General features: G+C 50.0%; 14 protein-coding genes and 3 pseudogenes. 15 read left to right on the forward strand and 2 right to left on the reverse strand.

Annotated features, from left to right (window positions below; translation table 11 throughout):
• Nucleotides 1-37 precede the first annotated feature (37 nt).
• From HP555_RS02150 to HP555_RS02205, 12 genes and pseudogenes are all read left to right on the forward strand, one after another.
• Complete coding sequence (locus HP555_RS02150; protein ID WP_199263582.1) at nt 38-238, forward strand: cold-shock protein; 201 nt, start codon at nt 38-40, stop codon at nt 236-238.
• Nucleotides 239-315: 77 nt separating this feature from the next.
• On the forward strand, nt 316-468 hold the full coding sequence (locus HP555_RS02155; RefSeq protein WP_199263583.1) for a hypothetical protein: 153 nt from the start codon (nt 316-318) through the stop codon (nt 466-468).
• A 75-nt stretch (nt 469-543) separates the two neighbouring features.
• Nucleotides 544-1191, forward strand: a complete 648-nt coding sequence (gene trhA / locus HP555_RS02160) for a PAQR family membrane homeostasis protein TrhA (RefSeq protein WP_199264465.1) — start codon at nt 544-546, stop codon at nt 1189-1191.
• A 229-nt stretch (nt 1192-1420) separates the two neighbouring features.
• Nucleotides 1421-2008 (forward strand): HD domain-containing protein, encoded by a 588-nt coding sequence (locus tag HP555_RS02165; protein ID WP_199263584.1) that lies wholly within the window; start codon nt 1421-1423, stop codon nt 2006-2008.
• A 340-nt stretch (nt 2009-2348) separates the two neighbouring features.
• The gene (gene ycaC / locus HP555_RS02170; protein ID WP_199263585.1) at nt 2349-2981 is read left to right on the forward strand and encodes an isochorismate family cysteine hydrolase YcaC; all 633 of its coding nucleotides are present in this window, start codon (nt 2349-2351) and stop codon (nt 2979-2981) included.
• 236 nt (nt 2982-3217) lie between these two features.
• A pseudogene (locus tag HP555_RS02175) lies at nt 3218-3580 on the forward strand (bifunctional tRNA (5-methylaminomethyl-2-thiouridine)(34)-methyltransferase MnmD/FAD-dependent 5-carboxymethylaminomethyl-2-thiouridine(34) oxidoreductase MnmC); the annotation flags it as partial.
• Nucleotides 3581-3917: 337 nt separating this feature from the next.
• A complete protein-coding gene (locus HP555_RS02180; protein ID WP_199261861.1) occupies nt 3918-5003 on the forward strand; it encodes an IS630 family transposase in 1086 nt (361 codons plus the stop codon).
• 20 nt (nt 5004-5023) lie between these two features.
• Nucleotides 5024-7639, forward strand: a complete 2616-nt coding sequence (locus HP555_RS02185; RefSeq protein WP_199263587.1) for an NB-ARC domain-containing protein — start codon at nt 5024-5026, stop codon at nt 7637-7639.
• Between the two features lie 141 nt (nt 7640-7780).
• Nucleotides 7781-8479, forward strand: a pseudogene (gene mnmD, locus HP555_RS02190) (tRNA (5-methylaminomethyl-2-thiouridine)(34)-methyltransferase MnmD); the annotation flags it as partial.
• Between the two features lie 315 nt (nt 8480-8794).
• A complete protein-coding gene (locus HP555_RS02195; protein ID WP_199263589.1) occupies nt 8795-9220 on the forward strand; it encodes a DNA cytosine methyltransferase in 426 nt (141 codons plus the stop codon).
• Nucleotides 9213-10109 carry an AEC family transporter gene (locus HP555_RS02200; RefSeq protein ID WP_199263590.1) on the forward strand — a complete coding sequence of 299 codons (897 nt, stop codon included), beginning with the start codon at nt 9213-9215 and terminating at the stop codon, nt 10107-10109. Before HP555_RS02195 ends, HP555_RS02200 begins: the two co-directional genes overlap by 8 nt.
• Before the next feature lie 362 nt (nt 10110-10471).
• A complete protein-coding gene (locus HP555_RS02205) occupies nt 10472-11662 on the forward strand; it encodes a tetratricopeptide repeat protein (RefSeq protein WP_199263591.1) in 1191 nt (396 codons plus the stop codon).
• Nucleotides 11663-12048: 386 nt separating this feature from the next.
• Here the strand turns inward: HP555_RS02205 and HP555_RS02210 are convergent, their stop codons facing one another.
• Nucleotides 12049-13383 carry an IS5 family transposase gene (locus HP555_RS02210; RefSeq protein ID WP_199263592.1) on the reverse strand — a complete coding sequence of 445 codons (1335 nt, stop codon included), beginning with the start codon at nt 13381-13383 and terminating at the stop codon, nt 12049-12051.
• A gap of 104 nt (nt 13384-13487) precedes the next feature.
• Here HP555_RS02210 and HP555_RS02215 point away from each other — a divergent pair.
• The 3 genes and pseudogenes from HP555_RS02215 to HP555_RS02225 form a co-directional block, all read left to right on the forward strand.
• Nucleotides 13488-14536: pseudogene (locus HP555_RS02215) on the forward strand (IS3 family transposase); the annotation flags it as partial.
• Nucleotides 14537-14683: 147 nt separating this feature from the next.
• A complete protein-coding gene (locus HP555_RS02220) occupies nt 14684-14944 on the forward strand; it encodes an AbrB/MazE/SpoVT family DNA-binding domain-containing protein (protein ID WP_199263593.1) in 261 nt (86 codons plus the stop codon).
• Nucleotides 14944-15285 (forward strand): type II toxin-antitoxin system PemK/MazF family toxin, encoded by a 342-nt coding sequence (locus tag HP555_RS02225; RefSeq protein ID WP_199263594.1) that lies wholly within the window; start codon nt 14944-14946, stop codon nt 15283-15285. Before HP555_RS02220 ends, HP555_RS02225 begins: the two co-directional genes overlap by 1 nt.
• Before the next feature lie 37 nt (nt 15286-15322).
• Here HP555_RS02225 and HP555_RS02230 read toward each other — a convergent pair.
• A protein-coding gene (locus HP555_RS02230) for an IS3 family transposase (RefSeq protein ID WP_408639832.1) occupies nt 15323-16395 on the reverse strand; the annotation gives its coding sequence in 2 pieces (ribosomal slippage) (nt 15323-16140 and nt 16140-16395; 1074 coding nt in all).
• Nucleotides 16396-16600 lie beyond the last annotated feature (205 nt).

Below are 16600 nucleotides of genomic sequence, written 5' to 3' on the forward strand. Positions count from 1 at the left end.
CGTGCGCTTAACGCACAACCAATGAGGAGTAATGAACATGGCTGAAGGAACTGTAAAATGGTTTAACGATGCAAAAGGATTTGGCTTTATCGCTCAGGATGGCGGCAAGGATGTCTTTGTCCACCACTCAGCCATTATAGCTGATGGTTTTAAATCTCTGCAGGAAGGAGAACGTGTCACCTTTGAGGTCGTTGATGGAGCCAAAGGTCCGTCCGCTTCTCGTGTTATGAAGATGTAATACAGCCGGCAAAGCGCGGAGAGCCCTGTCTGGGGCGGGGTTCTCCTGGTCAGGTACGGTTCATCAGGGGAGGATATGTGACCAAACGAACAAATTATAAACAGGAAAAAAGGCTGCGCGAACTGGAAAAACAGCGTAAAAAAGAGGTCAAGAAACAACGTAAACTCGAAAAAGAACAGACTGTGACCGAATCTGACCTCGACGATCCGGTGGAAGACGACATCTCCTGAAACGATCCGCAACAGTCCTGCATGCACGTGCATCACCAGAAGGTGCACAGGCATGATACCTCGTTCCACCCGCACATGAAGCACCAACATTCCCCGCGGTATACCAGGGCGGAAGAAAGAGCAAACAGCCTTACCCACGGCGTGGGTACGGTGCTTGCCGTTATCGGTCTGATCGTGCTTATTGTCTGTGCAAACCTGTACGGCACAACCCGGCATGTGGTGAGCTGCTCTGTTTTCGGTGCTGCCCTTATCCTGCTGTACCTTATCTCCACTCTTTACCACGCCGTCTTTCATCAACAGGCAAAGGCGCTGCTGCGCATCCTGGACCACTCCGCCATCCTGGTTCTCATTGCCGGTACCTACACGCCCATCACACTGGTCAACCTGCAAGGTGTATGGGGCTGGTGGCTGTTCGCGGTGATCTGGACACTGGCCATTGTGGGCATTGTGATCGAAACAACCCGGTTACGGCGATACAGAAAAGTCATGATCGGTCTGTATGTGAGCATGGGGTGGGCCGTGGTGGTTGCCGTTCGACCGATGCTGCACAACTTCGGCCATGGAGGCCTCTGGTTGCTCCTTGCCGGCGGGCTGGCCTATACCGGCGGCATTGTTTTTTACCTCTGGCACCGTCTGCCGTACAACCACGCCATCTGGCACCTCTTTGTACTGGCGGGCAGCATCCTGCATTATTTTGCGATCCTGTTCTACGTTATCCCCTGACCCCAAAAAGTGCTGCAGAGCACCCTGTTCCACATTGCCAATCCGCCTGCGGGACTATCCGTTGACATCACAACGTCCACTTGCAAGGTATCCTCGTAAAGTATGGAACTTTTGCAGACCTTCTGGTAGGCTGATTGTCCAGTATGGCATCATCATATAAAAAGCATCTTCTCTCCATGGCCCGACAAGGTAAAACTGTCTCCACCTGTTCCACTGTCAGGATACATCCATGAACGATTTACTTGTAAGAATCTCCTTTATTAAAGAAGTCGAGCGACTCAAAAATGTACTGCGCTCTGCCCATACATCCCAGGGCCGACAGGAAAGTACTGCTGAACACACATGGCGGCTGTGTCTGATGGCGATTGTCTTTGCCGATCAGATGGAAGTCGTTGACTTATTAAAGGTATTAAAACTATGCGTTATCCATGATCTGGGTGAAGCAATACATGGCGACATACCGGCCATTCATCAAAATCAAAATCTGGATAAAACAAAAATAGAGCGGGAAGATCTTCAATTTCTGACAAAATCCCTGCCAATCAATCTGAGAGATGAAATTCTCTCCCTTTGGGAAGAGTACGAAAGTGGACAGACTCCTGAAGCCAGGTCTGTAAAAGCACTTGATAAACTTGAGACCATCATTCAGCACAATCAGGGAGCCAACCCCGAAGACTTCGATTATGCCTTTAACCTTCACTACGGCAAAAAATATACAGACGCGACATCGTTCTTTAAAAAGCTGCGGATGCTCGTTGATGAAGAGACAAGACACCACGCCCTGAAATCCAGTCAGCTTCCACATCAGACCGCCTGACAGTGCAGTCAAGCCGACTTGCCTGAGACGGACAGCTTACGGGAAATGCTGAAGTAATGCAGTACTTACCAAAGGTGCCGAGTTATAAGGAAACTTCTGCATTGCTGCAAAAGATACTGATTTATTACAAGCAGATACGATCACTGTTTCTGAAAAACCACACAGGCTGGAGGAAGATTGTATTAAAACAACACAGGATGTCTACCTGTACTGAAGCAGAAAGGACAGTCCAACAAAATGCTCAATCAGCCACTGAAAAACATTGTACTGGTCAGCATCATGTTGGGCATCAAACCCGATCCAATCCGGATCGATAAACTAACTGTAGAAGGAGACAATCATGAGTACGTCATTCAAGTACAACCGGCTTTCCAAAGGCGATGCCGCTCTGCTGCTGGTGGATCACCAGGTAGGTCTCTTTTCGTTGGTTCAGGACTTTCCGCCAAGTGAGTTCAAAAACAACGTGCTGGCTGTTGCAGCTTGTGGAAAGTACTTCAACTTACCAACAATCCTCACCACCAGTTTTGAAAACGGCCCGAACGGACCTCTTGTACCGGAACTGAAGGAGATATTTCCCAATGCACCGTACATCGCCCGCCCCGGTAACATCAATGCGTGGGACAATGAAGATTTTGTCAGTGCAGTCAAAAAAACCGGCTGTAAACAGCTCATTATCGCAGGCATTGTCACAGAGGTATGCGTGGCCTTCCCTGCACTCTCTGCTATTGAGGAAGGATACGAGGTCTTCGTGGTCACCGATGCATCTGGTACGTTTAACGACGTCACACGGCACACAGCCTGGTTGCGGATGCAGGCTGCCGGTGCCCAGTTGATAAACTGGTTTGGTATGGCCTGTGAACTGCACCGCGATTGGCGCAATGACATTGAAGGTCTCGGTACTCTCTTCTCCAACCACATTCCAAACTATCGGAACCTGATGACAAGCTACTTCACGCTGACAGCGCAGAAGTGACTGATGCCCGACAGATCGTGAAGAACGTATGATCTATATTCACCCCAAAAGATAATTGGGTACTGTGTGCTGAAGATATGGGTACCCGCTGTTCCTGTTCTCGCCAGGGCTGCAGAATCTGAACCAAACCAGGTTCTGATCATACCCTGGTGAGAACTGCTCTCTTCATCAGAAGCGGGCCCCTTCCTCGCAAAATAACCACGATAACACCCGCCTTTCACTTGTAGGCAGCTGCCATGTCCATCACATACGCCCGGCTGGAATGGGATGACCAGGGCCAGCCACTCTCCAGTACCTATAACGATGTCTACTTCTCCAGACTGTCCGGACTGGAGGAAACCCGCTACGTCTTTTTGCAGCATAACCAGCTGGCAGAACGTTTTGCACAGCTGAAAGCTGGTGAGTGCATGGTGATCGGTGAAACCGGTTTTGGCACTGGCCTGAACTTTCTCTGCACCTGGCAACTGTTTCGCCAACAGGCAGCACACAGTTCCCGACTGCACTTTATCAGTGTGGAAAAATCCCCCCTCCAACCAACCGACCTTTGGCAGGCGCTCTCGCTCTGGCCGGAACTGGATGACCTGACTCAACAGCTTCTGGAGAATGCGGATGTGTGTACTATTTGTGTGAATGCGAGTAACCTGTGACGCATCATTTAAGTTTTGAATATCAGCAAAATGCTGACTTGCTATCCATCGTCGGCTGTTAATATCACAACTCCAATTTTGTATATGTATCTTGTTGAAATATGGAACTTCTACAGACTTTTCTGGTATGTTGATTGCCAAGTATGGTCACATCATGTAAAAATCATTCCATCTATGTGGCCCGACATGGTGAAACTGGTCAGCTGTTACACACTATTGAATGGACGGACACGCTAGTGTCCCGTGCGGTTAATAGAGTCTTTTAATATTTTTTGTGTTATAGTGCCGTATGGCACGCAAACACGAGAAATTTACGATAACAGACGAACAACGCCAAGACCTTGAGGCGTTGTTGCGCTCACCGAAAACAGCCCAAGATCTGGCATCTCGGGCCAAGATTATCCTCTTAACGGCATCAGGTAAAACTGCCGAGGATTTGATTGTCGAATTAGGGACAACTTTTCGTACAATCTATCGATGGAGGAAACGATTTAAAGAGTATGGCATCCACGGGCTTGTCGATCGTCCTCGTAGCGGCCAGCCCAAAAAACTGACCGATGCAACGGTCAAAGAAGTTTTGCGGATGACAGTTGAGTGCATTCCTCATGAGGCAACCCATTGGAGTGTTCGCCTTATGGCCAAAGCCGCCAAGGTCACCACGTGGCAGGTGCGACAGATATGGAATGCAGCCGATTTAAAACCGCATCGGCTTAAAAATTTCAAAATCAGCAATGATCCGAATTTTGCTGAAAAAGTAATCGATATTGTTGGCCTGTACATGAATCCACCTGAAAATGCGGCTGTGTTTTCCGTTGATGAGAAAACGCAGATTCAAGCGTTGGATCGTACCCAGCCAATGTTGCCCATGCGGCCCGGCCAGATTGAGCGTCGCACGCATGATTACAAACGAAATGGCACCACCAATTTATACGCTGCCTTCGACATTTTAACCGGACAAGTGCTTGGCCGAACAACCAAAAGGCATCGAGCCAAGGAGTTTCTCGACTTCTTGCGGCAGTTGAATAGGGCCGTTCCAGCCGAGGTTGCCCTCCATGTCATACTGGACAACAGCAGTACCCATAAAACGGCAGATGTGATGCAATGGCTCAAGGCCCACCCTCGGTTTACGTTCCATTTCACACCAACCAGTGCATCATGGCTGAATGCGGTTGAAAGCTGGTTCGGCCAACTGGAGCGCAGAGCCATCCACCGAGGGGTGTTTACAAGTGTCAAAGATCTCAGAGATGAAATCCACCGCTTCATCAAGCAGCACAATAACAGATCGGCCAAGCCATTCACATGGACAAAGACTGCAGCGGTGATACTTGAAAAGGTCTCAAAATTAAAAGACGACACTAACCGCACGGGACACTAGTATGAAGAATGGGGAGAAATATGAAACGAGGACCACTGTTTGAGAAAATCCAAGAGCGCGTTGACTTTGAGAAGGACGAAGGTGATATAGCGTACTTCTACGCACTCATGTCTCAAATCGAGTACGTAACAAAACTCGTCGTCCTCGGTGTACTTGCATGCCTAACCGAGGACACAGATAGGAATAAATACTCACTAGAATACAAGCTGATACGAGCAAATTCAATTGGTGAATGGGTCGAAGTTCTCACCACTGCACTGACAGGTCCACCAGCTCAATTCATTAGGCAAGACGCCAGACACATAACTCGCGATTTGACCGAGCGGGTAGCAAAAAGCGACTGGCGCTATGAGGTCGTTTCCTTAGCTACAGACGTTGCTACCGCATTCGGACTTGATGGTTCAATAGGACATCGTGTTGCATTACGACAATTCTTTGAGTTTGGTGTAATGATAAGAAATCGAACAAAAGGACACGGCACACCAACTAGTGATCAATGTTACGACGTATGTCCGAAGCTTCAACAAGCAGTAGACCTTGTATTAGAAAAATATGTCTTATTTAATCACGATTGGGCACACCTTTACCGCAACCTATCACGAAAATACCGGGTTTCTAAGCTGCTGGGTGACTGTGCAGAGTTTGATTATCTGAAAACAACACGAGACCACAATTTACAGGACGGTGTATACTTTAACCTAGACACCCTAATTGAAGTTAAACTCATTTCAACCAAACCCGGTATACCGAACATTTATTTACCAAATGGCAATTATAGGGATAGAGCCTACGAATTGCTGTCATATTTTTCAAACGACATTGATCAAGGGGACGCTACTTCATGGTCTAAACCTCCAGGCAGACTCCCACCGAGCCATACGGAGGGTAAGCAGAATCTCGATACGCTCGGAAATACTTTCACAAACCTCCCACAGCCCCCCTCCGGATATATTAAGCGGGATCAAATCGAGCGTGATCTTGAAACAGAGCTCCGTACGAAAGATCGGCATCCAATAGTGACACTGACTGGCTTAGGTGGCATCGGTAAAACCACTGTCGCCCTGGAAGTAATAAATCGTATAGCCAAAGGGTCAAGCTGTCCATATGAGGTTATTCTCTGGTTAAGCTCACGAGACGTCGACCTATTGGATACTGGACCAAAGCCTGTCACTCCAAAGGTTGTCAGCAAATCGACAATTTCAAATGTTGTAGTAGAACTGTTGGAGCCATCACAACGCAGCGATAGTGAGTTTGACCCAATCCAATTCTTTCAAAAATGTCTAACTCACGGTTCAGCAGGATGCACACTTGTAGTGCTTGACAATTTTGAGACTGTTGACGATCCGGCTGACATATTTGCATGGATAGACACCCACGTTCGCCTGCCAAACAAAGTGCTCATTACGACTAGGTTTCGAGATTTTCAGGGTGACTATCCAATAGATGTTGGCGGAATGACAGATTCGGAGGCTTTTGATCTCATTGATCAAGAAGCCACGCGGTTAGAAATATCAAATCTAATACCAGACCAATACAAGCACGAACTCGTTGCTGAGTCTGACGGGCATCCCTACGTAATAAAGGTTTTACTGGGACAAGTGGCTAATGAGCGTAAAGCGGTTAAGCCTGCAAGAATTGTAGCTGGTGCCGACCAGCTTCTAACAGCACTGTTTGAACGAACTTATGCTAGTCTCAGTCCGGCTGCACAGCGTGTATTTTTATTGTTGTCAAGTTGGCGGTCCGTTGTACCAGAAATTGCTGTAGAGGCCGTCGTTTTACGTCCAGACAATGAGCGGTTCGATGTTCAAGGGGCCATACGAGAGCTTCGCCGGTTTTCTCTAATTGAAGAGGTTCCATCAGCATCCGAAAACGAAATGTTTGTTGGGGTTCCATTAGCTGCGGCGAGCTTCGGTCGCAAAAAGTTGAAGATTAGCCCTTTGAGGGTCGCTGTTGAAGCAGATAGAGACGTCCTGATGGAATTTGGAGCAGGTGACAAAGAATCGTCGCGCCACGGCGTCATGCCAAGAATCGATATCCTAATCAAGTCGGCTGCTCGTGAAGCTAGTGATGATGCTTCAAGTATCGAAAAAATGATTCCAATTTTGGAATACTTGGCGACAAGGGTACCTCTCGCAAACCTCCGTATCGCCCAGTTGCTAGGTGAAATTGGCGGCGAGGTTGGTGCATCATCCAGAATTAAGACCTACGTCAATCGCTATCTGGAAAGCACCGATAATAGTGAACGTGAACGTGCGTGGAGCTGGTTAGCTGATCTATGTCATACAATGGGTGATCTTATCGGGGAAATTCATGCATTGACTGAGATCGCGACACTCTCGACAACCACCCCCAGTTTAATCGGCGTTGTGGCTAATAAAATCAATAGTCGACTACGTGAACTGAAGAACCGAGGGATGGGTGATGGGTCGGATGAGGTCAAGCAGCTAATTGCCAGAACGGCTGAACAGATGAGTGGTTATCTAGAAAATTTAGATGCAACTGATTGCTCACGTTTGGCATGGCTCTACCTAAATATCGGCAATGAAAACAGAGCGTTCGATATCGCTAGATCCGGTAACAAGAAAGATCCTGATAATGAGCATTGCTTGAAAATTTTAAAACGGCTTGAATCGTGAGAATTCGACTATTGTTCGACTGCCGAGTATAGCTCAATAAATTGCTCTGGCCACCGACAGATCGCTATGCGGGCGACAGTTCAGCTGACCTTCAGCATTAAGCGCTACACAGTATCCGCTTTTCACTTGTAGGCAGCTGCCATGTCCATCACATACGCCCGGCTGGAATGGGACGACCAGGGCCGGCCACTGTCCAGTACCTATAACGATGTATACTTCTCCAGCCTGTCGGGACTGGAAGAAACCCACTACGTCTTTCTGCAGCACAACCGGCTGGCAGAGCGTTTTGCTCGGCTACAAGATGGTGACTGTATGGTGATCGGTGAAACCGGTTTTGGCACCGGGCTGAACTTTCTCTGCACCTGGCAGCTGTTTCGCCAACAGGCAGTACACGATGCCCGGCTGCACTTTATCAGTGTGGAAAAATTCCCCCTGCAACCGGCTGATCTTAGCCGAGCGCTTGCTCTCTGGCCGGAACTGGACGAGCCGGCCCAGCAGCTGGCGTCTGTGTACCGACACCTGCTGGATGGTGTGCAAAGTATCTGTCTGGACAACAACCGTGTACAGCTCAGCCTGCTGATCGGCGATGCCCGCGAGCAGCTGGCCCGGTTGGATACCAGGACCAGGGTAAACGCCTGGTTTCTGGATGGTTTTGCACCGGCTAAAAACCCTGACATGTGGACCGACCAACTCTTTACTCAGCTGGCACGGCTGTCTGCGCCTGATGCCACTCTGGCCACCTTTACCAGTGCTGGTTTTGTCCGCCGCGGACTGCAAAATGCCGGCTTTACCATGCAGCGCAACAAGGGGTTTGGCCACAAACGGGAGATGCTCAGCGGCTGGCTGAAGTAGCTGCCGGAGCAATCGCATCTACCCTGGTAAAATATCAGGGTTGGAAAACGAAAAGTCCAAAGTAACTCCGTACAATATAATTCAGGTGATATATACGATTAAAGATCAGGATTTATTTGATAAATTCTATAAATATATTAGACAGTACTGCTGAAACAGGACGGTGTATCTGCTGATAACAAACACTGGACAACAAAACTTGGTCACAGAAAACCACAGGCCATCCTCCCCTGGAACCAGGTTTGCTCGTACCGATGGATCGTATGTAATTCAGGTGGATAGAGAAAAAACGGAGATTTCATCATGAGCCGGGAGCTGAACTTTCTTGACTTGTTCCCCAGTGCCGGGGAGTTGTCCGAAGGCTTTATCCAGGCCGGGGTCAATCCGGTCGCACATGTCGAGTCTGATCAGGCGGCGTGCTTCACCCTGCGCACACGCATGGCATATCACTGGCTACAGGAACATGGACGCACCAAGCTGTATGCGGACTATCTGAACGGCAACATCAGTCGCTCGAAACTCTATGAACATGTGCCTGAGCAGGTGATAAAGTCTGTCATCAATGCTAAAATTGGTGTCGGAACACTTTCTGATATTTTTCGACAGGTGAACGCCCTTGTAGACAATCGAGCTCTGGACCTGATTGTCGGTGACCCACCCTGCCAGGCCTATTCCATCGTGGGCCGGTCGCGAGCAGATCTTTCGCAGACGTGCAGACTCCATGGATAACTTTCTTCTTATCTTATTTTTTGTCGGTCTTGGCTGGTTATTCCGCCATATCAAGGCATTTCCCGGGCAAACTGCACAGGTGCTCAACCTGTTTGTCCTCTATGTTGCCTTACCGGCTGTGATCCTGCTTAAGATACCGCAACTCAACATCTCCACCGATATGATCGTCCCCATTGCGGTGGCATGGTCAATGCTGCCGTTTTCTGTTCTTCTGATCCTCCTTGGTGCCAGAAGATACAAATGGTCACGGGAGACCATCGGTGTTCTGCTGCTTGTGATACCCGTTGGCAACACCTCCTTCATGGGGTTACCCATGGTCAACGCCTTTTTCGGAGAGGCCGGTATCCCCTATCTTATTATGTACGATCAACTCGGCACCCTGCTCATCTTTGTCACCTATGGATCGGTTATCCTGGCAATTTACGGATCCAGGGGCCAGGTCAGGTACGCTCAGATAGTGCGCCAGGCCCTGCTCTTCCCGCCCACCATTGCTCTGGTGCTCGGCCTGGCGCTGCGTTCGTGGGAGTACCCCGATCTACTTGTCAGACAGTTGCAGATCATGGCTGATATGCTGACACCTCTGGTGATGGTTGCCATTGGTTTTCAATTAAACATACGAATCAGCTCGGGTGTCCTCTATCCGCTGGGGTTCGGCCTGGTCGTCAAAATGGCCCTTGCCCCGATCTTTGCCCTGGCCGGCTGTCATATACTGGGGTTAAAGGGTTTAGCAACAGAGATTGCGATTTTTGAGGCCGGGATGCCGCCGATGGTGACTGCCGGAGCCGTCGCCATTGCAGCAGATATGCATCCGGAACTGGCGGCAGCACTTGTCAGTTTGGGCCTGGCCCTGGCCTTTGTAACCCTACCGGCTCTTTACTGGCTTATCTGACTGCAGGCGCCACTGCAGCAATGAGACCGATCTGACGTGTTGGTCGGACAGGGTGAACAGCGTTTGCTGACTGTGGCGGATATGCGCCTGTCACAGGCTTGTCTGTTCAATGTGTATGCGCTATGACGCATCAGTATAGTCTTCTTGTTCTTGCAGACATACATCACTGTTCTGCTGAAATTAATCAGTTCATTACATACGGTGTCAAGATAGTGCACAAACACCGGAACAATGAGAATGGATACTTCCATGAAAAGAGAGATCAGAGTTTTTATTGCTTCACCAGGGGATCTGACAGAAGAGCGTAAAAAATTCAGAGAGACGATTCAAGCCTCAACGATGGGTTCGGTGACGGCGCCAATGTGAAGTATATACCTTTGGGATGGGAGGAAGTGCTAGCCTCCACCGGACGCCGGCCCCAGGGGGTGATCAATCGAGAAATCGACAGTTGTGACGTGTTTATTCTCGCCATGTACAGACGCTGGGGGCAAGAGGCTCCTGATGCCGAGCCCTATTCATCTTATACAGAAGAGGAATTTTACCGGGCATTAAAGCGTTGGCAGCACGAAGGCAAACCTGAAATTTTTGTTTTCTTCAAATTTGTTGATGCTCTATCTGAAGCTGACCCCGGGCCTCAGTTACAAAAAGTTATGGACTTCAGAAAACAGTTGGAAGAGACAAGAACGGTACTCTACCGATATTTCGACTCCCCTGAAAACTTTGCAGAGGAGGTTGACAAACATCTCAGGGCTTATGCAAAAGGTGAGTTGCCGAGGGCAGATCAGGGTTCTGAACAAGTAGTACTGCCAATGGCTGCGCTCAAGGAGGTTGAGAAGGCCCAAAAGATAACTTTACAAAAAACAGAGGAGGCAGAGAAGGCGAAGGACGACGCTGAAATGTTTCGGTTACGACTGGAAGCCGAGCAGTTACAATCTGCCGAAAATGCTGCGAAACTGGCACTGGAAGGAAAGATCGAGTTTGCACGAGAAAAGCTGACCAGACTTGTCAGTGAGACGGTGGACCTACGGATATTATCTATCGGCTTTGAATTCTTTTACCGCACCGGTGATCTAGCTTCTGCCACCTGGGTTCTTGAAAAATGGCTGCATCTAAATGGTACTGAAAATAAGACTGTAGAAACAGCGGCTGCCTTGGGCAACCTCGGTCTTGTATACATAACCCGAGGTGAGCTGGAGAAAGCTGAGGAGATGTACCAAGAGGCACTGACCATCAATAAGGAGCTAGGTCGTAAAGAGGGTATAGCAAATAACTACGGCAACCTCGGTAACGTATACTGCACCCGCGATGAGCTGGAGAAAGCTGAAAAGATGCAAGAAAAGTCTCTGACCATCCATAAGGAACTTGGCTATAAAGAGGGCATGGCAGATAACTACAACAATCTCGGTATCCTATACTGGATCCGCGGTGAGCTTGAGAAAGCTGAGGAGATGTTCCAAAAGTCTCTGACGTATTATCAGGAAGTCCAATCACCAAAAGAAAAACTACTTGAAGACCAATTGCGGAAACTGCGAGAAGGTAGAGATAAGTTATGAGCTGTCATATGATAGTGAGCCCTTATGCCACCGTAGGTTTATTCGTTTGACTATCAGCCTGCTCTGACGAAATTTCCTTTGTTTTAGCAACCGTCCGGAAAGACAGTAAGAGGACAAAAACTCCAATTGCATACGGAACAGATTGTAAAAACAAAAGGGGTTAGAAGTGGTCTCGGAAATTTGGACAAGCCCTTAAGTGGAAAATCTGCTACCACTAACGCCCAACGATGGGCACAACATGGAGCAGAAAATGGCAAAAGGAACGAGGCGGAAACATTCAGCAGCATTTAAAGCAAAAGTGGCCTTGGCAGCGATAGCCGGTGACAAAACATTGGCTGAATTAGTCGTCCTTGAAAAAGCCTTTTTCATTTTGCCAGAGCGGATGATCAGGCACCGTTCTTCTGCCAATCGGGGCGGCTCCAGAGAGCCAAAAACAATTCGACAAAAAGAAGCAGCAATTTTTCCCTCAACTTCTTGAGGATCAGACGGATATTGTGCCCTGCTCCACAGAGCAGGGCATTGATTTTATCGCCCAACTCACCCAGCAGGTAATTGCGTCCAAGCTTGCCATCCGCCTTCATATGGCCGATCACCGGCTCAACGGCGCTGCGTCTCTTGAGTTCCTTCTTCATCTGCGGTGTCATTCCCCGCCTGCGACCGGAGATCAACACCTGGGGTTCTTTGATCTTGTGACCACGGTAGCCCCGGTCGACAAAACTGCGTTGAACGGTGCAGCCGGTGATCCGTTGCACCTGCTCAATCGCCCTGGCCAGGGTGTGCCCATCATAGGGGTTGCCAGGTTCGGCCAACATCCCCACCACGAAGTTGTCGCGATTGGTGGTCGCCACGCTCACCTTGACCCCGAACTCGTACTTCTTGTGCGCCTTGCCTTTGCCAATGCATTCCACTTCCGGCGCGTGCAGGCTGTAGAGCTTGTTCTTGTCCTGCCGTTGTTGGGTCAACAACCGTTCGGCCAGGGCAAGTTCCGGAAGAAACACGGGGCGAAGAGCCTGCTGGTCTTCGATCTTGCGCACAATGTCCCGGTAGACCCTGCCCAAATAGGTCTTCAACCGCTTGATCTCACGACCGGCTCTGCGCCGCTGACGGGCATGGAGATACCGGCCAACCTTCAACAAAGCCTGACGTCCAAGGCGGGAGTAACTCTGCCGAAGACGAATGCCCCACGCCGCTGCCAGCTTAACCAACCGTTCACGGCTTCGATTGTACAGACGTGAATCGGTCGGAAACGCGACCGCCTTTTCCTGCACGGTCGTGTCAACAATGACCCGCTTCAAACTGGCCGGCGCCACCGCTCCGCTCGCCAAACCTGCCTGCACACTCAGCTTCAGGATCAATTCCGATCCCTGTTCGCCTATCCGTTTTCGCCAGCGACTCAACGAAGACGGATCGATCGGCAACTCATGTCGGAAGTATTCTTCGCCGCAGAAGTATTGGTGGTAGGGATTCTCCACCCACCGCCGTACCGTCTCTTCGTCCGACGTGTTGAACGCATGACTCAGGTAGGTCAGGCCTACGAGCAAACGAATCGGGAGCCCCGGCCGACCGTCTTCCGAATACAGCTTGCCAAACTCGCACTCAAAAACTCCCCAGTCAATCAGCCCACTCAGCCGGTACAATTCATGTCGGTGGTTGAGAATGCTCTCCAAACGGTTGCGGAACATGTCCAGCTGGGGACTGGAAATCTGCTTCTTCGGCTGCATCGTAAATCACCAGAAATTGAAGGGGAAAGGTGCAATATCCTGCAATTTACAATGCTATATTTTTCAATTTTTATCTATATATTTCAGCCTATTGAGGCTTTTTCACGGCCGACGAATTAGCCCAGCAGTTCGAGGTCCACCCCAACCAGATCACCACCTGGGAACGGCAATTAAGCGAGGGCGCCTCAAATATTTTCGATAAATCCCCGGCCAAGCCGGAAGTTGACCTGAAGGCACTGCACGCCAAGATCGGGCAATTAACGCTGGAAAACGATTTTTTAGAAAGCGCGCTCACCAGGGTGGGACTGCTGAGCGCAAAGCGATAATTGACCGCACTCACAAACTCTCTGTGACAAGACAGGCCAAGTTGGTTGGCATCAGTCGCAGCAGCCTCTATTATCGTCCCAGGCCTGTTGCGAAGGCCGATTTGGAGTTGATGCGCCGCCTGGACGAGTTGCATCTGGAGCGCCCGTTCATGGGCGCCCGCATGTTGCGTGATCAGGTTGATCGAGCCGGTATTAAAGTTGGCCGCAGGCATGTGGGTACGCTGATGAAACGCATGGGCATCGAGGCGCTGTACCGGAAACCGGGAACCAGCAAGAAACACCTTGGTCACAAGGTATATCCCTATCTCATGCGGGGGATGAGGATCGACCGAGCCAATCAGGTCTGGGCGCTGGATACGACCTATATCCCGATGGCCAAAGGCTTTGTTTATCTCACAGCCGTGGTTGACTGGGCCAGCCGGAAAGTGCTGGCGGCCAAGATCGCCATCACCCTGGAGGCCTGCCATGCTGTCGATGTTCTGCAGGAGGCGTTCACCCGCCATGGTACGCCTGAGATCATTAACACCGACCAGGGGAGCCAGTTCACTGCCGAGGAATTTGTCCGGGCGGTCAAAGACCGCGGATGCAAGCTCAGCATGGATGGCCGGGGCGCCTGGCGGGACAACGTGTTTGTGGAACGATTGTGGAAGTCAGTCAAGTACGAAGAAGTGTATCTCCATGCCTATGACTCCGTCGTCGAGGCCCGCAGATCGATCATACGTTATTTCGACTGGTACAACCGCTGTCGACCACACTCCAAAATAAAGAGAAAAACGCCTAACGAGGCGTATACCGCGATGCGGCCGGCGGTCCAACAGGCAGCGTAACTATGGACAGAGATTTCACTTAAAAATTAGAAAATCTTGTTCAGACAAGTGGAGCCACCTCTGGGCGCCCCCACCTTATTGACACATATGCGAATAAACAGTATATATGTTTATACGTTGTATATACTTTCCAAATAAGGTGACGATATGCAGTTAGTGGTCAAGAAATGGGGAAACTCTCTGGGAGTCAGAATCCCAAAAAGTATTGCCGAGGCCGGAAAGCTCAGGGTCGATCAGGAAATCAGCATTGAGGCTGTTGATGGTAAAATTGTCATCACGCCGGTGATTCAGACCAAAGAATACTCGTTGAAAGAATTGTTGAGCGGGTGTTCTCCGAAGCTTTTAGCCCTGGATGATGAAAATCGTCAATGGCTCGATGACGAACCGGTCGGCAAGGAAATCTGGTGATGAAAAAATATATCCCGAACAGAGGGGATGTGGTGTGGACAGATTTTGATCCGGCTGCGGGACATGAACAGATGGGAAAGAGGCCAACTTTGGTTCTTTCACCGAAGGCCTTTAATAAAACCGTCCAATTGGCCATGGTTGCACCGATAACCAGCAGGATACGAGGACATGCTTTTGAGGTTCCTTTGGTCGGCAAGAAAATCACAGGTGTTGCGCTGTGCCATCAGGTCAAGATGATCGATTTCGTGGCAAGAGGGGTACAATTCGCTGAAAATGCCCAGGATGAGGTGGTTAGTGAAGTTCTGGCTAAGGTCCGGGCAATTATCAGCGAAACGGAATAGATCAAACTGATCCTGCCCGTTTTGCGTGGACATCCTGTTAAGCTGCTTTGAGAGCTTCAAGCACCATGGGGCTGATGCGACCATTGGCACTATGGCGGCGAATGCGGTTGTAATCAACTTCAATATATTCAAACACGGTGTGGCGCATCTCTTTGCGAGTGGCAAAGTGTTCACCGTGGATGGCCTCCACCTTCATGGTGTGAAAGAAACTCTCAGCACAGGCATTATCGTAGCAGTTGCCCTTGGCGCTCATGCCGGCGACCAGATGATGTTTCATGACGAGACGTTGGTATGCGGCAGAGCAGTATTGGCTGCCTCGATCTGAGTGCAGGACGACCCCCTTGGGCATGTTTCGCCGCCAGAGCGCCATCTGCAAAGCCTGGCAAACAAGATCGGCGGTCATGCGCTCTGCTAAAGCCCAGCCTACCACCTGTCGTGAAAAGAGATCTATAAGCACGGCAAGGTACAGCCAGCCTTCAGCTGTCCAGAGATAGGTTATATCACTTGCCCACTTCTGGTTTGGAGCCTTGGCCCGCAGATTCTGCCGTTTCATGCTCGCTGCCACTGTTTTGCGATCATACGCATGGCCCTGGTCGTACAGATCCAGAACCAGCCTGGGCGAGCCTGACCGCATTTTCCGGGCAAAAAAAGCATTGGCAACCAGTTTATCAAGAACCGTGCGCTGTTGCTGTCGTCGTGTGGGCTGTTCTCCTCGCTGCCGCCAGCGGTAGAATCCACTGCGAGAGACGCCCAGCACGCGACTCATGGAAGTACTCTTGAATTCCTCGGAATAGTTCTGCATAAAAGCGTACTTCACTTCAGGCCCTTGGCGAAGTACGCTGCGGCCTTTTTTATGATGGCCAACTCCTCGGACTGCTCCGCCAACTGCCGCTTGAGGCGAGCGTTTTCTACAAGAAGCCGTTCTTCCACACCGCTGCGATCTGCTGCAAGACGAGCCTTGCTTCGCCAGGAATACAGCTGGCTTTCATGAAGCCCCAATTGCCTGACGGCTGCCGAAACACCTACCTTTTCGGCAAGGGCCAGTGCTTCTGTCTTGTACTGCTGGGAATACCGCTGCCTGATCTTGCTTGATTTTGTTTCCGGTTTCATCGAACACCTCCGTCAAGGAATATACTCGCTTAACAGGATGTCCTTCAACAACGGGCAAGATCAACAGGGAGCTGGGCCGTAAAGAGGGCATGCCAGATAACTATAGCAATTCGCCCTCCCACCAGATCGAATAATTCCCTCCGTTTCCTCTACCCGGCGCTGAGCGTCTGACAGGCGATCAAAGGTCTGTGAAAGACAGGGATGA

The sequence above is a fragment of the Desulfobulbus oligotrophicus genome (assembly GCF_016446285.1).
In the GTDB taxonomy this organism is placed as follows: domain Bacteria; phylum Desulfobacterota; class Desulfobulbia; order Desulfobulbales; family Desulfobulbaceae; genus Desulfobulbus; species Desulfobulbus oligotrophicus.

Bases quoted from the DNA above. Each gene is read 5' to 3' on its own strand.
- HP555_RS02150 (WP_199263582.1), top strand. From the start codon at position 38: ATGGCTGAAGGAACTGTAAAATGGTTTAACGATGCAAAAGGATTTGGC.
- trhA (WP_199264465.1), top strand. From the start codon at position 544: ATGAAGCACCAACATTCCCCGCGGTATACCAGGGCGGAAGAAAGAGCA.
- HP555_RS02165 (WP_199263584.1), top strand. From the start codon at position 1,421: ATGAACGATTTACTTGTAAGAATCTCCTTTATTAAAGAAGTCGAGCGA.
- ycaC (WP_199263585.1), top strand. From the start codon at position 2,349: ATGAGTACGTCATTCAAGTACAACCGGCTTTCCAAAGGCGATGCCGCT.
- HP555_RS02180 (WP_199261861.1), top strand. From the start codon at position 3,918: ATGGCACGCAAACACGAGAAATTTACGATAACAGACGAACAACGCCAA.
- HP555_RS02185 (WP_199263587.1), top strand. From the start codon at position 5,024: ATGAAACGAGGACCACTGTTTGAGAAAATCCAAGAGCGCGTTGACTTT.
- HP555_RS02195 (WP_199263589.1), top strand. From the start codon at position 8,795: ATGAGCCGGGAGCTGAACTTTCTTGACTTGTTCCCCAGTGCCGGGGAG.
- HP555_RS02200 (WP_199263590.1), top strand. From the start codon at position 9,213: ATGGATAACTTTCTTCTTATCTTATTTTTTGTCGGTCTTGGCTGGTTA.
- HP555_RS02210 (WP_199263592.1), bottom strand. From the start codon at position 13,383: ATGCAGCCGAAGAAGCAGATTTCCAGTCCCCAGCTGGACATGTTCCGC.
- HP555_RS02220 (WP_199263593.1), top strand. From the start codon at position 14,684: ATGCAGTTAGTGGTCAAGAAATGGGGAAACTCTCTGGGAGTCAGAATC.
- HP555_RS02225 (WP_199263594.1), top strand. From the start codon at position 14,944: ATGAAAAAATATATCCCGAACAGAGGGGATGTGGTGTGGACAGATTTT.